This window comes from Rheinheimera pacifica, from assembly GCF_024809855.1.
GTDB classification, from domain to species: Bacteria; Pseudomonadota; Gammaproteobacteria; order Enterobacterales; family Alteromonadaceae; genus Alishewanella; species Alishewanella pacifica_A.
The window spans coordinates 58,384-74,124 of the sequence record NZ_JANUEM010000013.1 but is presented as its reverse complement, the minus strand read 5'-3'; the positions used below and the strand labels follow the sequence as shown (position 1 = coordinate 74,124).

Below are 15,741 nucleotides of genomic sequence, written 5' to 3'. Positions count from 1 at the left end.
AGACTTTTATATATGTACCTTAAATCATCGACGACAGTAAAGGTTTTCGCCACCGGGCTTAAAGGATATAAAACAGTCCAGGCGATAAGCGAAGAAACAAAAGATGTAATTGTTGTAATAGGTAGAGATTTAAATGTAAAGAATGATTTTTCGAAAGAAATTGAATCTTTATGTGAAGATAATAAACTAGAATACACCTACGACACAAAAAGTAATAGCAAAGAGTTTGGTCTCGCTATCGCCGCTGGTTGGCAAAGGATGATTTTTGATATACCGTCATCTGCTCTGATCGTTTTCCATGACTCATTATTGCCGAGGTACAGAGGGTTTAACCCATTAGTCACTGCTTTGTTAAATAAAGATGATGTCATTGGCCTGACAGCTTTACTGGCGGCGGATGACTATGATTGTGGTGATATAATATCGCAGATTAAAATTCCGGTTTCCTACCCAATTGTTATCGAAGATGCGATTAAAATTGTTAGTGAAGCTTATTATGACGTTGCTAAAAAAGCATATGCAATGTTTGTAAGCAATAAGCTTATAGGAGAGCCGCAGGATAATGAATTGGCGACTTACAGCTTATGGCGTGATAATGATGATTATTCTATAGATTGGCGGCAAGCATCTGAAGAAATCCAGCAGTTAGTAAACTGTGTCGGATATCCTTATCTTGGAGCATCAACTTTCATCGGCGATGATCAAGTAAGAATAAAAGAAGTAAGTTTAGTAAAAGATGTTGTAATAGAGAATAGAACGCCGGGAAAAATAATATTTTTTGATAATGGAAAACCAGTCATTGTGTGTGGTAGCGGTTTGCTGAAGTTAGACGAAATTGAAGATAACGATGGTAATTTGGTTAATATAAAAAAGCTTAGAACAAGGTTTAAATAGAAATGATTCCATTTAATATGCCGCCATATACTGGTGAAGAAGACCATTTAGTATTAGACGCAATGCGTGGGCCAAAGTTATGTGGCGATGGCCCTTACGCGTTGAAATGTCAAAAATGGTTTGAGGATCAGTTGGGATGTCTTAAGACTTTACTCACACCTTCTTGTACTCATGCACTTGAGATGGCGGCAATTCTTATTGATATACAGCCGGGCGATGAAGTCATTATGCCTAGCTATACCTTTGTAAGCACCGCAAATCCGTTTGTATTACGTGGCGCCAAAGTTGTTTTCGTTGATATCCGCCCTGATACCATGAATATTGACGAGACCCTTATAGAGGCGGCTATTACGGATAAAACAAAAGCGATAGTCCCTGTGCATTATGCAGGTGTCAGTTGTGACATGGACACCATTATACGGATCGCTGACAAGTATAAGCTTTTTGTTGTGGAAGATGCTGCTCAGGCATTTTACTCATATTACAAAAACGAGCCTGTTGGAACTCGTGGGCACCTTGCGGCGTTTAGTTTCCATGAAACAAAGAATGTAACCAGCGGTGGTGAGGGCGGGCTGCTTATTATTAATGACAAACGTTTTGTCCAGCGTGCCGAGATAATTCGGGAAAAAGGCACCAACCGCAGTCAATTTTTCAGAGGAATGGTTGATAAGTATACTTGGGTTGATGTAGGTAGCAGCTATTTACCCTCCGAGATTCAGGCTGCCTATCTTTATGGTCAGCTGCTGAATGCGGAAAAGATCCAAGCCAAGCGTCTGGAAATTTGGCGTAACTATTACAACGGTTTATTACCCCTTGTACAGCGTGAACTTATAACGCTGTCAGCTGTTCCGGGCGACTGCAGCCAAAATGCGCATATGTTTTACCTTAAAGTGCGGGATATCGAAGTACGAACACAACTACTGAGTCATTTAAAAGCGGCTGGTATTCTGGCTGTATTTCACTATGTACCTTTACATTCGGCTATCGCAGGCATGCAGTTTGGTAGTTTTATTGGTGATGACAACTTCACAACAGTAGAAAGTTCCAGACTCATCCGTTTACCACTCTACTATGGCATGGATATAGCGGATTGTGAAAAAGTCATCCGCGCTATATTTGATTTTTTTGATACCTTGTAAATGTACACTATTGATATAGATTAGACTGAATATAAGAAAAAATGACTAATAAAATATTGCATATTGCAACTTGCGCTAATTTCATTCCGCCTTTTATTAATAACATCAAAAAACATTTTAATTTTGATGAGCATGACTTTTTATTAATTAGTTCGGTGGCAGATGATGATCTGGTTGATGTGGAAAATGTAAAGCTATCATCGTTTAAGACTCTTCGTTCTAAGTTGAATTATTACTTTGCTGCCATTGTTAAAATGCATCAAGCCGATAAAATAATTTTGCATAGTTTATTTAATCAGAGATTGACACAGATTTTGTTTTTTACTCCATGGCTACTTAAAAAGTGCTACTGGATAATGTGGGGAGGTGACCTTTATGCATATCAATTTGGAGTTCGTAGTTGGAAATGGTATGTGAGTGAGTTCTTTCGTAGGCCTGTAATAAAAAATATGGGACATCTAGTCACCTATGTTGAAGGTGATGTAGAGCTTGCTAGAAAATGGTATAGAGCAAAAGGTAAGTATTGTGAGTGTTTAATGTATCCGAGCAACTTGTATAAAGAATACAAGATTCCTGACAAAAAAAGTGAAACTATTAATATTCAGGTGGGTAACTCTGCGGACCCTAGCAACAATCATATAGAAGTATTAGAAAAACTACTGCCGTACAAGAAAGAAAATATATTAATATATTTGCCTTTGTCTTATGGTTCTTCAGAGCACGCTGAAAATGTAATTGCGCAAGGACGAGAGTGGTTTGGTAATAAATTTAAAGCTATTACAGATTCTATGTCACTTGAAGATTATCTCGCGTTTTTAGGAACAATTGATATTGCGATATTCAACCATGAAAGGCAGCAGGCGATGGGTAACACGATAACGTTATTGGGGTTGGGTAAAACAGTTTATTTGAGAAGTGGTACAACTCAGTGGCAGCTATTTAAAGAAAAAAAATTGGTATTTGGAGACGTTGGGGATTTAGCAAATTTAGATTTTCTTGATACAAGAAGTAACATTGATGTTGTTAAGGCGTACTTTTCTGAGGGTAATTATAATAATCAGCTAGCTAAGATATTCGGTTGATTCTTTCAATATGCAATTTTTAATAATTACACTGAAGGAAATTGGTAAGCATGACTGATTATAAAAATATATGAATCCAAGAAAAATAGCTGCGTTTGCATTGGGGCCTCTAGGTGGTGCGGTTCTAGGGCTTATTACTATACCTCTAATGACTTGGTTTTTTTCTAAAGAGGATATTGGTCGTTTGGCTATGCTAAATGTTGTAACGAGCTTTTGCACTCTATTTTTTAGTTTAGGATTAGATCAAGCTTATGTTCGTGAGTTTAATGAGATTAAAAGCAAACCTAAATTATTCAAAGTCACATTTTTTCCAGGGTTTGTATTGTTGCTAATAGTTCTTTGTATCTTTATCAGTTCTGATAATTTAATTTCAAAAATGTTGTTTGAGCTAGATAGTCAATTACTTAGCTTGCTTGTTTCAATAGTGGTTTTATCTACTTTTATTACTCGTTTTTTATCCTTAATCTTAAGGATGAATGAACGTGGCGTAGCTTACTCTATGAGTCAGTTGTTGCCAAAGTTAATTTTAATTTTAATTATAGGCGCTTATATTGCCTTCTCAGCTAGAAATAATATCACCAATCTCCTAATAGCTAATGTATCGGCAACATTAATTGTTTGTATAGTCTATGCATGGAGCACTCGCGATGAGTGGTTAGCAAGTTTAAATGAGAGTATTGATTATAAATATTTGAAAAGTCTTGCGAGTTTCGGTATGCCTCTTGTTTTCGGCGGCTTAGCTTTTTGGGGGCTAACTGCAATAGATAAAATTTTACTAACGAAATTATCTAATTTTGAGGAACTTGCTTTGTATTCCGTTGCTGTTAGTTTTGCCGCTGCAGCAGCGATATTTCAGAGTGTTTTCAGTATCGTTTGGGCTCCGATTGTTTACAAATGGGCAGCAGTTGGAGAAGGGCTTGAAAATATTTACAAAGTGAATCGCTATGTTTTGCTGGTCGTAATAATACTATTTTGTTTGGGGGGGTTGTTTTCATGGGTGATAACCTTCGTTTTACCTAGCAATTATGGTGCAGTTCAGTGGGTTCTGATTTCGTGTTTAGGGCTTCCTTTATTTTATACTCTTTCAGAAACTACTATAGTAGGTGTTGGTGTTACTCGCCGCTCAGGCTTCGCGATGCTTGCGGCTCTCCTGGCTTTCATCGTAAATCTACTTGGGAATTGGTGGCTAATACCAATCTTGGGAGCGAAAGGTGCAGCAGTGAGTACTTGTATATCATTTTGGCTGTTCTTTATACTGAGAACGGAATTTGCTATCTACGTTTGGAAACCTATGCCTCGTCTTATCTTGTACAGTTATACGAGTTTGCTTGTAATTGGAGCTGTAGTAAGTACTATATATGGTGAATTGTATAATAATTATTTGACATTGTTTTGGTCTGTAATTTTGTTAAGTGTATTTATTTTTTTTAAAACTGAATTTTTTGAAGCGAAAAGTTGGATTATTAGCAAACGGTTAAGTTAAATTGCTGTGTTTGAATTGCGTGTGCCAAAAACTAATAATTTAAGATTGACTATGTAATATCTTAATCTTATTTTTTCTGCACTTATTTGCGTAAATATTATACTATCCATTTAGGTTTTCCGAGTTAAATTTAATGCCACTATGTGTTATATAATGATTTTGATTTTTTACAAGGTATTTCTGTATGTATAGAATTAGTTTGTTGTTCTATTTTTTGTTTCTTATCTGGCTTCCGGGGGCAAATGCGAAGGGAGTTAGTTGTAGGTTGAGATGCTTTTATTTCAGAACTTGGGCTAAGTCCTTTGGCGATGGCTCTGTAGTTATGAAAGGTGTAAATGTATCTAACCCATATAATTTATCTGTTGGAGAAAACTCTGGGCTGGGAATAAATGCTTATTTAAGTTGTGTTGCTGAAGTCTCAATTGGTGATAGAGTGTTAATGGGGCCTGATGTGATGATATTCACGTCTGATCATAACTGGTGTGGAATTGATAAAACTTACTTCAATAAAGGAATGTCTGAAGCCCCCGTTACTATCGAAGATGATGTTTGGATAGGGGCCAGAGCGATAATTTTAAAAGGAATCAAGGTTGGTAAAGGTGCAACTATCGCTGCTGGTAGCGTTGTAACAAAAGATGTTGAAAGTATGTCAGTTGTCGGTGGAGTTCCTGCTAAATTTATAAAATATAAATAATTATCGTCTTTATATGACTGGCTGTTCTTATGAGATTTTCAGTATTATTTTCTGAGTAAACTAATTTTAACTGGCCTTTTTTTCCGATTTTGCCTTTTAATATAACTTAGTTCATATTTTACCAAGAGCATTCTTTAGGGTTTTCCATGGAAAAAGCACTAATTGTTGGGTTACCATTTTTTGCCGAGAAGTATAATTACATGTTGAATGCGTATAACTCAATTGGTATTCACCCGAGAGTTTTAATTAATTCTGATTGTGTTGATTATGGAAACCATTTTGACATGCACTTTGCTGGAAGGGGTACGTTTTCGCGTATGTATAATTATGCTAAAACCATAAGGACCTATAATCCAGACTTTATTGATTGTTATGATTATTCCATATTGTCTTTATACTATGTTTCTGTAGCAAAGGTTCTTGGTGTTAAAGTAAGGTTCTGGCTGATAGGTGGGGAGCTAAAGGGCGACAAAACCCACTTCAATCGCAAGTCTTTCTTCTTGAGTCTATTCGTTAATGTGAAGAAGGTGCTTACAAGACAGAGTTTGAGGCTTTCTGATAAGATCTTTGCTAAAGAAGTTCATCATTTGGACTCAATTAAATCTATTGGGGAGGATTTACTTGCTAAAGTGGTAAGCATCTATAATTGTGTGCCAGTTGAAGAGAGTTATCATTCGCGCTCAAAGTTAAGTAAAGATTTTATATATGCTAATGCTGTTATTGAAAGTCGCAACGTCAAGTCTTTGGTTGAGGCATTTTCATCTCTTAAGAAAAATAATTTTGTGTTTTCTGCTTCTATCTTTGGATTTAACTCGATTTCCAATGTTGTATACGGCGTGAGAGGAGAATCTTATTCCAATGATGTTTTGGAACTTTATAAAGAACTTGATATTGGTGATGTTGTTTCGGTAGATGGTTTTATAAAAGATATCAGCGTTGAGTTAATAAAACACAAATTTTTCTTGTTCCCTGCAGAAGTGATTTTAGCTAACTACGCGTTACTGGAAGCGATGTCTCTTGGTTTAGTGCCTATAATTTTTCCAGGCGACGGGTATGAGAAAATTATAACGGATGGAGTCAACGGCATAGTAGCATTTGACTTTGATATTTACTCTGCTTTGGAAAGAGCATTAAAACTATCAGAAGATGATTATGCGAAAATGTCTGAGGCAGCATATCAAAAAATTAAGAATGAATTTTCTTTATCGCACTGGTCTTCTAAGCTGTTAGATACTCTTTAATCAGTGAAATAATACTTCTCTAAATGATGGTTACTCTATGCTGCCATACTTATTGATATTTTTTAGTTTGTATTCTTCAATCATTTACGATAGAACAAAGTTTGAAAAACTAGTTTTTGTATTTTTATCCTTCGTTTTATTTATTTTTTCCGCGTTTCGTGTCGGGGGAACTGGTCCTGCTGATTATGATGCATATCTACGACTATATTCAAAGGTGGCAAGCTGGGAAAATGTTGTTGATCCAACTATTCATGCAGAGGCTGGTTTTAGAATTCTATCGTATTTAGGTAACGCCGCAGGCTTTGATGGTCAATTTATAATTTTCTCCATGGCGTTGTTATCTGCGTTTCCAATAATGTGGGTGATTCATAAATATTCTTGTTATCGAATTATTTCGTTGTTGGTCTGGATGCCATATTTTTTAACAATGAATATGCATGCTTCAAGAGTGTCAGTGGCCGCAGCTTTTGGGTTGCTTTTTATTATTAATTATTACTACTCAAAAAAAATTATCTCTTTGCTGTTTCTGTTGTTGGCAATTTCATTCCACAGCTCTGCAATTTGTTTGCTTCTGGTCTTTCTAACGAAATTGACTTACCGGCAACTGATGTCGGTTTTTTGCATTTCGATATTTCTCGGCTTTACTATGAATCCGTTAATTCTAATTGCAGAAGCTTTTAAGCTTGTTGGGTTGGATATTATTTCGTGGATGATAGTGTCTTATATTTCCTCTGATGATTATGGATATCCTATGAAGTTTTACGATCCCAGAATAATCCTCGGCGTTGTTACTATATTTTTAATATATAATATTAGAAAGTCTATAACTCATATGTTTGATAATTATGTGTTTAAGTTATTTTTTGTTGGCATGATATTAATTGTTTTGTTTTCAAGTGTTACTATAATCGCCTGGCGTCTGAGTTATTTTTATCTTATTTCATGTGTTTTGGTTATCCCTCTTATATGCAAATATTATAATTACAGGTTTTCTATGTCGCTTGGCTATATAAGAGTAATGTCAAATTTTTACTCGCTAATTTATGTTCTTTATATTTTTCCAATTGTTTATAACGCACAGTCTTATGGTTTTTACTTAGGTTAGAAAATATTTAATGAAAAAAATGCTTATGATTGACACTACTTGGCCCATTAATAGCCGAACCGAAAGGTTTAGAGTGTCTCTATCGAAAAAGTACTTAGTGCATGTCTCGGCTTGGAATCGAGGGGCTTCGAAGAATGACTCTGTGCAAGGTCATGATGTATTAGATAGCAATATCAAGTATGGGAATAGGTTTGGAAAGCTTTTTTTACTACCAAAATTTATTAGACACAATGTTCGTGTAGTTAAAAATAATTCGCCAGAAATTATTTTTGCTAGCCATTGGGATTCCTTAATTTGCGCTGTTATTGCAAAAAAAATAACAGGAAGTACAGCTAAAATTGTTTACGACTGTTTGGATTTGCCTAGTTCCAGTAACAGACTGCTACTGAAATTGCTAAAGATGGTAGAAAGTTTTAGTTTAAGCCGTACTGATTTTGTGATTTTTGCTTCTAGATATTATCCTGATTTATATGATTTAAATCAGAGTTACCTTGTTTACGAAAATTACCCTTCGAGATATTCTTCTCCAGCTCTAGACAGTTCGCCTTCATGGTATGACGTAGCAAAAAAGTTGAAAATTGAAAGCAGTGCTTCGGTATCTTGGATTGGAGTCGTACGATACCCAGAAGTTTTATGTAATTTAATCCTGTCGATTAAAGCTTTAGATATTAAGTTATTTGTATTCGGTGATGGGCCAAGCTTGGATTATTTAAAAAGTTATGTATTATCAGAAGGGGTTGAAGATAAGGTTCATTTTTTCGGAAGATATAAATATAACGAACTCCCTTTTATATATGAAGTTACAGATTTTGTTTGGGCTGCTTACCCGACTTTGGATTTCAACTCTGTCTACGCTATATCAAATAAGTATTTCGAAAGTTCTTTATTTTGCCGTGTACCCATATTTTCTAACAATACTAAAATGGCTGAAAGTTTAAGAGGAATAAATCCTAACGTATTGCTTGTTGATGAGTATGATGTTGATAGTATATATGTTACGTTGAGTATTGCTATTGGCGAAGATATTAATAATTTACCTTTTTGTAAATATGAGGCAGACGTGTTCTGGGATGATGTGGAAGATAAACTTTTCGACGCTCTTAGTGGTATTTAGCTTGATATTTGAATAATTGAAGTGTGTATATGAAGAAAATACTTATTGTTGCCCCTTACTGCTCACTGCCTTCGGAGCCTTATTTTAACCGGTTTTTATATTTGGCTCAGCAGATGACTGGCTTATATGAGGTTACACTGGTTACCAGTAAGTTCAGGCATTTTGACAAGGCTCATAGGGTAGATGTCGGTTTTTCGACATTTAGAATTTGTCTTATTGATGAGCCGGGATATAAAAGTAATGTTTCTTTTAAGAGGTTGATAAGCCACAGGGTTTTTATCAATGGTTTTAAATCATGGCTAAGTGAAAATTTTGATTTTGATCTCGTTTATTCTGCTTATCCGCTGATTGAGACTAATGTTATTTTGGGGAAGTTGAAGAAAGAAAAGAATTTTAAGTTGGTAGTCGATGTGCAAGATGTATGGCCTGAGTCTATTTCTTCAGCGATACCGTTGGTCGATTATATCTCACCTCAGTACTTGCCTTTTTCAAGCAAAGCGAATAAAGCTTATGCCTCTGCCGACGGTCTGGTGGCTGTTTCAAAAACGTATATGGATAGAGCGAGGGTGGCGAATAAGCATGCTTTATCTGAAGTGGTATATATTGGTAGCGATTTTGAGCTTATCCGTAACGCAGTTCCTAAAATTAAGGATAATGCAAAGTTTTTATTAGTTTACATTGGTACCTTAAGTTACAGTTATGATGTTGAGACTATAGTAAGGGCTGTTAATGCATTGGTTGCTGATGGCTATCCTATAGAATTTCATATTTTTGGCGGCGGGGGATTCGAAGCGAACCTCAAGAGGGTTGCAAAAGATGGAGTCGTCTTTCACGGTTTTATGAATATACGGGAAGTTTATTCGTTCATGAAAGGTTGTGATGTTGCAGTCAATTGTCTTTCATCTGCTGCGAAGCAGTCCGTGACAAATAAACTTTCTGATTTTATGAGTGTTGGCATTCCAATTCTTAACAGTCAACGTAATGAAGAAGTTCTGGAGTTGTTACAAGGTAAGGATCACGAGAATTACATTTCAGGCGACATTAAAGATGCAACTGATAAAATTTTATCGATGTACAATCGCAGATTAGAGTTAAATTTCAAACCTGATATTCGATTTGACAGGGAAGTTGAGTATAAGAAAATTTTTAAGTTAGTCGAAGAGATGTTGAGGAAGTAATGGTACGATTTTTTAGTTTTATTGTGTCTCTGGTTGCTTTGCTTGCTTTGTCGCCATTAATTGTTCTGGTGGCTTTATTTATAAGAATTAAACTCGGTTCACCAGTGCTGTTTAAGCAAGTTCGCCCTGGTTTATACGGTAAGCCATTTAATATGCTGAAGTTTCGCTCGATGCTGGATGCGGTAGATAAAGATGGCAATCCATTACCTGATGAGCAGCGCTTAACCCGCTTTGGCCGTATTCTGCGTTCAACCAGTTTAGATGAATTGCCCGGGCTGATTAACGTGTTGAAGGGAGATATGAGCCTGGTAGGGCCGAGACCGCTTTTGATGGAGTATTTACCTTTGTACTCACCGGAACAGGCAAGACGGCATGATGTTCGGCCCGGTATTACTGGCTGGGCGCAAGTGAATGGCCGTAATGCCATTAGCTGGGAAGATAAGTTTAAATTGGATGTCTGGTATGTCGAAAATCGTAGTATGTGGCTGGACATCAAGATTTTATTTCTGACCGTAAAAAAAGTATTTGTCCGGGAAGGTATTTCTGCCGCAGGTGAAGCGACAATGAGTAAATTTACCGGCAGTAGTGATAAATGAAAACGTTGGCAATATTGGGTGCTAGTGGGCATGGCAAGGTTGTTGCCGATGCTGCATTGAGTTCAGGCTTATGGACTAAAATCGTTTTTTATGATGACGCCTGGCCAGCTAAAAAGAAGAATGGTCAGTCAGATGTTGTCGGTAACACTCAAAGCCTTTTTAGCGCGCATGAAAAGCCGGAGGTTGTTGTTGCGATTGGTAATAATATGGTTCGACTTGCTAAGCAAAGTGAGTTAGTTGCAGAGGGTTTTGCTGTGGCAACTGTGGTGCATTCTACTGCGACAGTCTCCTCTTCAGCTATTGTCGGACGAGGTACTGTTGTGATGGCTGGTGCTGTTGTGAACGCTGATGCCAGGATTGGTGCAGCTTGTATTGTGAATTCAAATGCAGTGGTAGAGCATGATTGTATTTTGGCTGATGCTGTTCATATTAGCCCCGGCGCTTGTTTGGCCGGCGGAGTTACAGTCGGTGAGTTCAGTTGGGTTGGTATCGGCGCCTCTGCTATTCAGCTAAAGCGTATTGGTAAAAATGTAATGGTTGGCGCCGGGGCTGCAGTGGTTAATGATCTGCCTGATGGTGTAACTGCAGTGGGTGTGCCAGCCAGAATTATTAAGTCGTGATGGAGCGGTATGTTAAACACTAAATTTTCCCCATGGCCAAGCTTTACAGAAGAAGAAGCCAATGCTGTTCGTGATGTGGTGTTGTCCAATAAGGTGAATTACTGGACTGGCCAGGAATGTCGTGAGTTTGAAAAAGAATTTGCCGCCTGGGCGGATGCTAAATACGCTATTGCCTTAAGTAATGGTACTTTGGCACTTGATGTGGCGTTAAAAGCTTTAGGTGTGGGTGTAGGTCATGATGTTATTGTTACACCTCGCACCTTTTTGGCGTCTGCTTCTTCAGTGGTTACTGCTGGTGCGAATCCTGTTTTTGCCGATGTGGATCTAAACAGCCAGAACATTACAGCGGAAACCATCGAAAAAGTGTTAACACCTAACACCAAGGCCGTAATAGTGGTGCATCTTGCTGGCATGCCAGCCGCTATGGATCCTATTATGGCATTGGCAAAAAAGCACGGTTTTGCGGTGATTGAAGATTGTGCGCAGGCGCATGGCGCTAAATATAAAGGCCGTTCTGTTGGTTCTATTGGTCATATCGGTGCCTGGAGTTTCTGTCAGGATAAAATTATGACCACCGGCGGCGAAGGCGGTATGGTTACCACGAACGATAAAGAGTTATGGTCTAAAATGTGGTCTTATAAAGATCATGGCAAAAGCTTTGAAGCAGTGTATGAGCGTGAGCACCCGCCTGGGTTTCGCTGGGTGCATGAAAGTTTCGGCACCAACTGGCGCATGATGGAAATGCAGGCTGTTATTGGCCGTATTCAATTACGCCGTATGACGGACTGGACTAAAGCACGGCAGCAAAATGCCGCAAAACTAGATGAGGTTGCTACTAAATATCCGGTTTTACGCGTGGTTAAGGTTCCGGCAGATTATCAGCATGCCGAATACAAACATTATTTCTTTGTAAACCCGGATAAATTAGCTGATGGCTGGAGCCGCGATCGTATTGTTGATGAAATTGTTGCCCTGGGCGCGCCTTGTTATCAGGGGAGTTGCTCAGAGGTGTATTTGGAAAAAGCCTTTGATAACACCCCGTGGCGACCTGTTGAACGCTTGCCAAATGCCAGATTGCTGGGCGAAACCAGTATTATGATGTTGGTGCACCCGACTCTGACAGCAGACGAAATAGCGCTAAGCTGTGATGTATTAAAAGAGGTGTTACAGCTAGCAAGTAATTAAATAGAACGGTTTCTGCCCGCATATTGCAGGCAGAAACCGCCGGCTATCTGCAACAGAGCTGAATGTAGCCGACTATTTTAAATCTATTTTTATCACAGTAGCGGCAAAGGGAGCAGGAGATCGGGTTAGAAAATAACTGCCAAATCTCCCCCAGCCCCCTCTTTACTAAAGAGGGGGAGAAAAAGCAGTGAGTTGCAAGCCTCCCTTTGCTAAAGGGAGGTTGGAGAGATTTTGGGGGAATTCTATGTTGCCTTACAACAAAGTGCTGAAAACGTTTTCCCGGGAGCTACGCAGCAATCAGACGGATGCAGAGCAATTGCTTTGGCAAGCCATAAGGAAGAAGCAACTGCTAGGGGCTCAGTTTTACCGGCAAAAGCCTGTTGTGGGCTACATTGCTGATTTTTATTGTGCAAAAGCTAAACTGGTAATTGAACTGGATGGTGGAGTGCATAATGCTGCAGATGCTCAGGAGTATGATGCTATCCGGGACAATGTTATGGCATCGCTCGGTTTAACTGTTTTGCGATTTTCTAATCAACAGGTAGAAACGGAGCTATCAGCTGTGTTAGCGGAAATTGAGCAACACTTGCAAAGCTTCAAGTCTCCCCCCAGCCCCCTCTTTGCTAAAGAGGGGGGTAGGTACCTTTAAAGTCCCTCTTTGAAAAAGGGGGATTTAGGGGGATTTGAGGTTGGAGGGATTTACTGCTGGAAGGATTCTGGATTTAAAAAGGATTTTTATGCAACTATATGAGAAACCCCAATTTATCCACCATGGCGCCGTAGATGGTGTTACCGGTTCTTGTCATGAATACCGCATCAGCGACGGCTACGGCCTGTTAATTGACTGCGGGCTGTTTCAGGGCGCTGAAGTTTCTGCTTCAGGATCGGCCAGTTCGCCCCAGATTACTTTCCCGCTGGCGCACATTCGCGCCCTTATCGTCACACACGTGCATATTGACCATGTGGGGCGGATTCCTTATTTGCTGGCCGCCGGTTTTACCGGGCCCATTTTTTGTACTGTGGCTTCTGCCACTTTATTGCCACTGGTGCTGGAAGATGCACTTAAAGTGGGTGTTACCCGTGATGAGGCGCTGATAACAGCTTTTTTAGCCAGAGTGCGCCGCCAGTTAGTGCCTTGTGAGTTTAAGCGCTGGGTGGCTTTACCTGCTTTAGAGGGGGCGGCAATTAAAGTGCGGTTTCAGCCTGCCGGCCATATACTGGGCTCTGCTTATATTGAGCTAAGCCATAACACGCCCGCCAAAAAGGCGTATAAAACGGTATTTTCCGGCGATTTGGGCGCGCCCTATGCGCCGTTGTTACCGGCACCCCAGCCACCTTATGCAGCAGATGAAGTAGTAATAGAAAGCACCTATGGTGATAGATTACATGACAACCGGCGCCAGCGCATAAAACGGTTAGAGCAGGTGCTGCTGCACTCATTACAGGATAACGGCACTGTGTTGTTTCCGGCTTTTAGTATTGGCCGCACCCAGGAGTTATTGTATGAGCTTGAAGCCATTATTCACCGTTTGCGTGGGCAGAAAATTCATCAGAATTTACATTGGGATGAATTGCAGATTATTGTTGATTCACCGCTGGCGGCAAAGTTTACCCAGGCATACAGCGATTTAAAAAGCTGCTGGGACAGCGAGGCCAAACAGCGTTTGCGCCAGGGCCGCCACCCGCTTAGTTTTACCCAGTTACATACTATAGACAGTCATAGCCAGCATTTAGATTTGGTGCAGTTTTTAGCCCGCACTAAACAGCCCGCTATTGTTATTGCTGCCAGTGGTATGTGTGAAGGTGGCCGGGTGGTTAATTACTTAACTGCCTTACTGGCCGATAGGGCGCATCAGGTGGTATTTGTTGGTTATCAGGCACGGGGTACTCTGGGGGCTGCAATACAGCGTTTTGGCCCGCAGGGCGGCTATGTTGAAATTGACGGCCAACGTATTAATATTGGCGCAGAGATTATTACGTTAAGCGGCTATTCAGCACATGCCGACCAAGCTGGTTTAATTAATTTTGTAAATCGTATGGTACGTAAGCCACACCGGGTGCGCATAGTACATGGTGATAACAATGCCAAGCAGACGTTGCAAAGGGCACTGGCGGCTTATGTCAAAGAAGTGGTTATTAGTGTTTAGTGTTGAGTTTTGAGGTAAACTCCGCGCTTAAAATTCACAACTCACACCTCATAATTCAAAAAGGTTGTTATGTCAGGTTTAAAAATTGCTATTGCCGGTACCGGCTATGTAGGGCTATCTAATGCTATGTTACTGGCACAGCATAATAACGTGGTGGCGCTGGATATAGTGCCGGAAAAAGTAGCGCTGTTAAACGCTAAACAATCGCCTATTGAAGATAAAGAAATTAGCGATTTTCTGCTGCACAAAGCACTGAATTTTACTGCCACGTTGGATAAACAGCAGGCCTATGTTGATGCCGATTTTGTCATTATTTCAACGCCAACAGATTACGACCCGCAAACTAATTACTTTAATACCAAAAGTGTTGAAGCCGTTATCGCCGATGTAATGGCAATAAACCCCAATGCAGTAATGGTAATTAAGTCTACCGTGCCGGTAGGCTATACCAAGAGCGCACGGGAAAAGTTTGCTACTGCCAACCTGATTTTTTCGCCGGAGTTTTTACGCGAAGGCCGGGCGCTATATGACAACCTTTACCCGTCGCGTATTATTGTTGGTGAGCAAAGCGAGCGGGCGACGCAGTTTGCTGCATTGTTACAACAAGGCGCTATTAAGCAGGATGTACCGGTATTATTTACCGACAGCACCGAAGCCGAAGCGATAAAGCTATTTTCTAATACCTACCTGGCGATGCGGGTGGCGTATTTTAACGAGCTGGATAGCTACGCCGAAAGCCATGGCTTAAATTCGCGGCAGATTATTGAAGGCGTAGGCTTAGATCCGCGCATTGGCAAGCATTACAACAACCCCAGCTTTGGTTATGGCGGTTATTGCTTACCTAAAGATACTAAACAGTTACTGGCTAATTACCAGCATGTACCTAATAACATTATGCAGGCAGTGGTAGATGCCAACCGCACCCGTAAAGACTTTATTGCTGAATCTATTTTAAAGCGTAACCCGAAAATAGTCGGTGTATACCGGTTGGCAATGAAGGCCGGGTCAGACAATTTCCGTGCTTCTGCTATTCAGGGCATTATGAAGCGGATTAAAGCTAAAGGTATTGAAGTAGTGGTATATGAACCTGAGCTAAAGCAGGGGGAGTTTTTCCGCTCACGCGTTATTAAAGACCTGGCCGAGTTTAAGCAAATTTCTGATGTGATAGTGGCAAACCGGCGCAACGAAGCTTTAGCTGATGTTGAAGATAAAGTGTATACCCGGGATTTGTTTGGTAGCGACTAGCTATTAGCTATTAGTTGT

Annotated in this window: 15 protein-coding genes; all 15 read left to right on the top strand. The window is 39.7% G+C overall.

Annotation, left to right across the window (positions count from 1 at the left end; all coding sequences use genetic code 11):
- Positions 1 to 12 precede the first annotated feature (12 nt).
- The 15 genes from M2404_RS15715 to M2404_RS15645 all read left to right on the top strand — a co-directional run bounded on the left by M2404_RS15715 (position 13) and on the right by M2404_RS15645 (position 15,723).
- Entirely contained in the window at positions 13 to 894 is an 882-nt protein-coding gene (locus M2404_RS15715; RefSeq protein ID WP_259240713.1) for a methionyl-tRNA formyltransferase, read from the top strand.
- 2 nt (positions 895 to 896) lie between these two features.
- A complete protein-coding gene (gene rffA, locus M2404_RS15710; RefSeq protein WP_259240712.1) occupies positions 897 to 2,033 on the top strand; it encodes a dTDP-4-amino-4,6-dideoxygalactose transaminase in 1,137 nt (378 codons plus the stop codon).
- 41 nt (positions 2,034 to 2,074) lie between these two features.
- Positions 2,075 to 3,115, top strand: coding sequence for a TDP-N-acetylfucosamine:lipid II N-acetylfucosaminyltransferase family protein (locus M2404_RS15705; RefSeq protein WP_259240711.1), 1,041 nt, complete (start codon positions 2,075 to 2,077; stop codon positions 3,113 to 3,115).
- A 70-nt stretch (positions 3,116 to 3,185) separates the two neighbouring features.
- Positions 3,186 to 4,598 carry a lipopolysaccharide biosynthesis protein gene (locus M2404_RS15700; RefSeq protein ID WP_259240710.1) on the top strand — a complete coding sequence of 471 codons (1,413 nt, stop codon included), beginning with the start codon at positions 3,186 to 3,188 and terminating at the stop codon, positions 4,596 to 4,598.
- A gap of 322 nt (positions 4,599 to 4,920) precedes the next feature.
- The gene (locus tag M2404_RS15695; RefSeq protein ID WP_259240709.1) at positions 4,921 to 5,292 is read left to right on the top strand and encodes an acyltransferase; all 372 of its coding nucleotides are present in this window, start codon (positions 4,921 to 4,923) and stop codon (positions 5,290 to 5,292) included.
- 146 nt (positions 5,293 to 5,438) lie between these two features.
- Complete coding sequence (locus tag M2404_RS15690; RefSeq protein WP_259240708.1) at positions 5,439 to 6,533, top strand: glycosyltransferase; 1,095 nt, start codon at positions 5,439 to 5,441, stop codon at positions 6,531 to 6,533.
- Positions 6,534 to 6,570: 37 nt separating this feature from the next.
- Positions 6,571 to 7,638: an EpsG family protein gene (locus tag M2404_RS15685; RefSeq protein ID WP_259240707.1), complete on the top strand. Its 1,068-nt coding sequence runs from the start codon at positions 6,571 to 6,573 to the stop codon at positions 7,636 to 7,638.
- Positions 7,639 to 7,780: 142 nt separating this feature from the next.
- The gene (locus M2404_RS15680; protein WP_259240706.1) at positions 7,781 to 8,752 is read left to right on the top strand and encodes a glycosyltransferase family protein; all 972 of its coding nucleotides are present in this window, start codon (positions 7,781 to 7,783) and stop codon (positions 8,750 to 8,752) included.
- Positions 8,753 to 8,781: 29 nt separating this feature from the next.
- Positions 8,782 to 9,930, top strand: a complete 1,149-nt coding sequence (locus M2404_RS15675; RefSeq protein ID WP_259240705.1) for a glycosyltransferase — start codon at positions 8,782 to 8,784, stop codon at positions 9,928 to 9,930.
- Positions 9,930 to 10,526, top strand: coding sequence for a sugar transferase (locus tag M2404_RS15670; RefSeq protein ID WP_259240704.1), 597 nt, complete (start codon positions 9,930 to 9,932; stop codon positions 10,524 to 10,526). Before M2404_RS15675 ends, M2404_RS15670 begins: the two co-directional genes overlap by 1 nt.
- Positions 10,523 to 11,146 carry an acetyltransferase gene (locus M2404_RS15665; protein WP_259240703.1) on the top strand — a complete coding sequence of 208 codons (624 nt, stop codon included), beginning with the start codon at positions 10,523 to 10,525 and terminating at the stop codon, positions 11,144 to 11,146. The genes M2404_RS15670 and M2404_RS15665 overlap by 4 nt, the downstream gene beginning before the upstream one ends.
- A 9-nt stretch (positions 11,147 to 11,155) precedes the next feature.
- Entirely contained in the window at positions 11,156 to 12,331 is a 1,176-nt protein-coding gene (locus M2404_RS15660) for a DegT/DnrJ/EryC1/StrS family aminotransferase (protein WP_259240702.1), read from the top strand.
- Between the two features lie 244 nt (positions 12,332 to 12,575).
- Positions 12,576 to 12,980, top strand: a complete 405-nt coding sequence (locus M2404_RS15655) for an endonuclease domain-containing protein (RefSeq protein ID WP_259240701.1) — start codon at positions 12,576 to 12,578, stop codon at positions 12,978 to 12,980.
- 88 nt (positions 12,981 to 13,068) lie between these two features.
- Positions 13,069 to 14,478, top strand: a complete 1,410-nt coding sequence (locus M2404_RS15650) for an MBL fold metallo-hydrolase (protein ID WP_259240700.1) — start codon at positions 13,069 to 13,071, stop codon at positions 14,476 to 14,478.
- Positions 14,479 to 14,547: 69 nt separating this feature from the next.
- Positions 14,548 to 15,723 (top strand): nucleotide sugar dehydrogenase, encoded by a 1,176-nt coding sequence (locus tag M2404_RS15645; protein WP_259240699.1) that lies wholly within the window; start codon positions 14,548 to 14,550, stop codon positions 15,721 to 15,723.
- Positions 15,724 to 15,741: the final 18 nt, after the last annotated feature.